Source organism: Pseudomonas sp. UBA6315, assembly GCF_002438125.1.
GTDB classification, from domain to species: Bacteria; Pseudomonadota; Gammaproteobacteria; order Pseudomonadales; family Pseudomonadaceae; genus Aquipseudomonas; species Aquipseudomonas faucium.
This window is the reverse complement of the sequence record NZ_DJTF01000205.1, coordinates 8168-12272: the sequence shown is the minus strand read 5'-3', so window position 1 is coordinate 12272 and position 4105 is coordinate 8168. Positions and strand designations below refer to the sequence as shown.

General features: G+C 63.6%; 3 protein-coding genes and 1 pseudogene. 3 read left to right on the top strand and 1 reads right to left on the bottom strand.

The window, feature by feature from the left end; translation table 11 throughout:
- Positions 1 to 149 (top strand): hypothetical protein (locus B3E94_RS24545; protein WP_286915564.1); only part of this gene is annotated, 149 nt, incomplete at its 5' end.
- Positions 150 to 363: 214 nt separating this feature from the next.
- On the opposite strand, the gene B3E94_RS24540 is transcribed toward B3E94_RS24545, so the two are convergent.
- The gene (locus B3E94_RS24540) at positions 364 to 768 is read right to left on the bottom strand and encodes a YkgJ family cysteine cluster protein (protein WP_286915563.1); all 405 of its coding nucleotides are present in this window, start codon (positions 766 to 768) and stop codon (positions 364 to 366) included.
- 188 nt (positions 769 to 956) lie between these two features.
- Between B3E94_RS24540 and B3E94_RS24535 the strand changes: the two genes are divergently transcribed.
- On the top strand, positions 957 to 3407 hold the full coding sequence (locus B3E94_RS24535) for a glycogen/starch/alpha-glucan phosphorylase (RefSeq protein WP_236237952.1): 2451 nt from the start codon (positions 957 to 959) through the stop codon (positions 3405 to 3407).
- A gap of 255 nt (positions 3408 to 3662) precedes the next feature.
- Positions 3663 to 4105 (top strand): annotated as a pseudogene (locus B3E94_RS24530) (fructose-bisphosphatase class I); the annotation flags it as partial.

Genomic DNA, 4105 nt, shown 5'->3' with positions numbered 1-4105 from the left:
CGCCTGTTCGCTTCACCCTGGAACAGGCTCTGGAATACATCCAGGAAGACGAGCTGTGCGAAGTCACGCCGAAGTCCATCCGTCTTCGCAAGAAGATCCTGGACGAAAGCGAGCGTACCCGCGCTGCCAAGAAAGCCAAGAACAGCTGAGTTAGCTTTGGCTGAATGAAAACGCCCCCGGTCGAAAGGCCGGGGGCGTTTTTGTTTGTGTGCAGCAAACATCTGATTTCGCGGTGGCACTGCAGCCTATGTGGGAGCCGGCTTGCCGGCGATGACCGGCAGAGCCGGTGCCATTCACCGCGTTGCCTTGATCGCCGGCAAGCCGGCTCCCACAGATACCTGCAAACTGTTCGCAGGCGTTGTGTCAGCGCACGTTGGCCTTGGGCTTATATGCACAGTACCCCGGCCGCGGCCCGATCTTGGGGTGGTTGCGGCAGGTGTCCGGGCGCTTGTCATAAATGGTGCACAGCCGGCTCTTACGATCCAGATAGAGGCAATCGTCGTTGCTCATGCGGGTCAGGGTGAAGATCCCCGACTTCTGGTTGAAGCGCTCGATGATGCCGTCTTTCTGCAGGCGTTTGGCGATGTTCTTCGGTGGCTCGTCCTTTTCGAACTCGTCCACCACGCCAATGCGGATCAGGTCTTTGATCTTCACTTCCACCGGCAGGGTGCAGCAGCTCGAATGGCAGCCCCCGCACATGTGGCTGGCATAGCGCTGCCAGGTTTCCAGGCGGTCGACTTCGGCTGCGGCAATCAGGGTCGTTTTCATCGTTATATAAGAGCGGGATCACGGTCTTGGGGCGCGCGATCATACCGGAGTTGTTCAATTTGTGAACAACCTTTTGCCGGATTCATCTGCCGGGCATGAAAACTGCGAACCGTGGCTGTCACTCCCTGTCGAAGGGTCTAGTCTCAACACTCTCCCTCCGCTTTCGTCAACTTGCCCGAGGATGCCGCATGTCCCAGGAACCCAAAGCACGTGACGCCGAGGTGGCCGATTTTCGCGCCGCTGTACTGGACAAGCTGACCTACGCGGTCGGCAAGGACCCGGAACACGCCTTCGACCACGACTGGTTCGAAGCCATCGCCCTCGCGGCCCGCGACCACATGGTCGATCACTGGATGGACCACACCCGGCAGGCCTACCGGCGCAGCCAGAAACGGGTGTACTACCTCTCCCTGGAATTTCTCATTGGCCGGCTGCTGTACGACAGCCTGAGCAACCTGGGCTTGCTGGACATTGCCCGCGACGCGCTGCAAGGCCTGGACGTGGACCTGGAGCGCATTCGCCTGCTCGAGCCGGACGCGGCGCTGGGCAATGGCGGCCTCGGCCGTTTGGCCGCGTGCTTCATGGAAAGCATGTCGACCCTCGGCATCGCTGCCCACGGCTATGGCATCCGCTATGAACACGGCCTGTTCCGCCAGGCCGTGGTCGATGGCTGGCAGCAGGAGCAGACCGAAAACTGGCTGGACTTCGGCAACCCCTGGGAGTTCGAGCGTGCCGAGGTGATCTACCCGATCAGCTTCGGTGGCAGCGTGGAAACGGTCAACGACAGCCACGGCAAGCAGCGCCAGGTGTGGTGGCCGGGCGAAACGGTGCGGGCGGTGGCCTACGACACGCCGGTTGTCGGCTGGCGCGGCGCCAGCGTCAACACCTTGCGCCTGTGGCGTGCGCGGGCGCTGGAAGAGCTGCACCTGGAGCGCTTCAATGCCGGCGACCACCTGGGCGCCGTCGCCGAAGTGGCGCGTGCCGAAAGCATCTCGCGGGTGCTGTACCCGGCAGACAGCACCGAGGCGGGGCAAGAGCTGCGCCTGCGCCAGGAATACTTCTTCGTTTCGGCATCGCTGCAAGACCTGCTGCGCCGCCACCTGAACATGCACAAGGACCTGCTCAACCTGCCAGACGCCGCGGCCATCCAGCTCAACGACACCCATCCCTCGATCGCCGTGGCGGAGTTGATGCGCTTGCTGGTCGACCAGCATGAAGTGCCGTGGGACAAGGCCTGGGAGCTGACCGTCGGCACGCTCGCCTACACCAACCACACCCTGCTGCCCGAGGCCCTGGAAACCTGGCCGGTGGCGCTGATGGAGCGCATGCTGCCGCGGCACATGCAGATCATCTACCTGATCAACGCCTTCCACATCGACGGCCTGCGGGCCAAGGGCCTGCACGACTTCGACGTGCTGCGCGCGGTGTCGCTGATCGAGGAAGAGGGCGGGCGCCGGGTGCGCATGGGCGCCCTGGCGTTCCTCGGCTCGCACAGCGTCAACGGTGTGTCGGCGCTGCACAGCCAGCTGATGAAGAGCACGGTGTTCGCCGAGCTGCACAAACTCTACCCGCAACGGATCAACAACAAGACCAACGGCATCACCTTCCGCCGCTGGCTGTACCAGTCCAACCCGCAGCTCACGGCAATGCTGGTGGAAGCCCTGGGCCCGGAGCTGCTGGACGACCCGCAAGGGCGCCTGGCCGAACTGGTGCCGTTCGCCGACAAGAGCAGCTTTCGCAAGGCGTTCGCCGCGCAGCGCCTGCACAGCAAGCGGGCGCTGGCCAGCATCATCCAGGACCGCCTCGGCATCACGGTCAACCCCGAGGCGCTGTTCGATGTGCAGGTCAAGCGCATCCACGAATACAAGCGCCAGTTGCTCAACCTGCTGCACACCGTGGCCCTCTACCAGGCCATACGCAACGACCCCAGCACCCACTGGGTGCCGCGGGTGAAGATCTTCGCCGGCAAGGCCGCGGCGAGCTACCACCAGGCCAAGCTGATCATCAAGTTGGCCAACGACATCGCCCGGGTGGTCAACAACGACCCGACCGTGCGCGGCCTGCTCAAGGTGGTGTTCCTGCCCAACTACAACGTCAGCCTGGCCGAAAGCATCATCCCGGCGGCCGACCTGTCCGAGCAGATTTCCACCGCCGGCTACGAGGCCTCCGGCACCAGCAACATGAAGTTCGGCCTCAACGGTGCGCTGACCATCGGCACCCTGGATGGCGCCAACGTCGAGATGTGCGAGCAGGTGGGGGCGGACAACATGTTCATCTTCGGCCTCACCGCGCAGCAGGTCGAGGCGCGCCGGCGGGCCAACGACTTTGGTGCCGGCGCCGCGATTGCCGGCTCCCATCGCCTGAGCGACGTGCTGCAGGCGATCCGCAGCGGGGTGTTCTCGCCGGATGACCCGGGGCGTTACGCCGGCTTGATCGATGGCCTGGTGGCTTATGACCGGTTCCTGGTGTGCGCCGATTTCGATGCCTACTGGGACGCCCAGCGCAGGGTCGAGGAACTGTGGCACACGCCGCAGGAGTGGTGGCGCATGGCGGTGCTGAACACCGCGCGGATGGGCTGGTTCTCGTCGGACCGGACCATTCGCGAATATGCCACCGAGATCTGGAAGGCGCTGGACTGAGGCATGGGGCCGCATAGCGGCCCGATCGCCGGCAAGCCGGCTCCCACCCAGGATGTGCGCGCGCGGTCGAGGTGGGAGCTGGCTTGCCAGCGATTGGGCTGCGCAGCAGCCCCACCTGACCATCGGCCTGGCGAGCGCTGAACTACCGACCTATTGTGCCGTCTGACAGCCCAGGCGAGTCTCATCGCTCGCTAGCTCGCAACTCTCCCTGTAAACTGCGGGGGTTTTTCTCCCCCAATCCTTTCGGAGCCATACATGTCCCGCGTTACCCTGAGTCGCTATCTGATTGAGCAGACCCGCAGCAACAATACCCCTGCCGATCTGCGCTTCCTGATCGAAGTGGTGGCGCGTGCGTGCAAGGAAATCAGCCACCATGTCTCCAAAGGCGCCCTGGGCGGCGTACTGGGCAGCATGGGCACCGAAAACGTGCAGGGCGAAGTGCAGAAGAAGCTCGACGTGATTTCCAACGACATCCTGCTCGAAGCCAACGAGTGGGGCGGCCACCTGGCCGGCATGGCCTCCGAGGAAATGGACAACGCCTACCAGATTCCGGGCAAGTACCCCAAAGGCGCCTACCTGCTGGTCTTCGACCCGCTGGACGGCTCGTCGAACATCGACGTCAACGTTTCGGTCGGCACCATCTTCTCGGTACTGCGTTGCCCTAACGAGTACCTGAGCCAGAACGAAACCCTGAACGA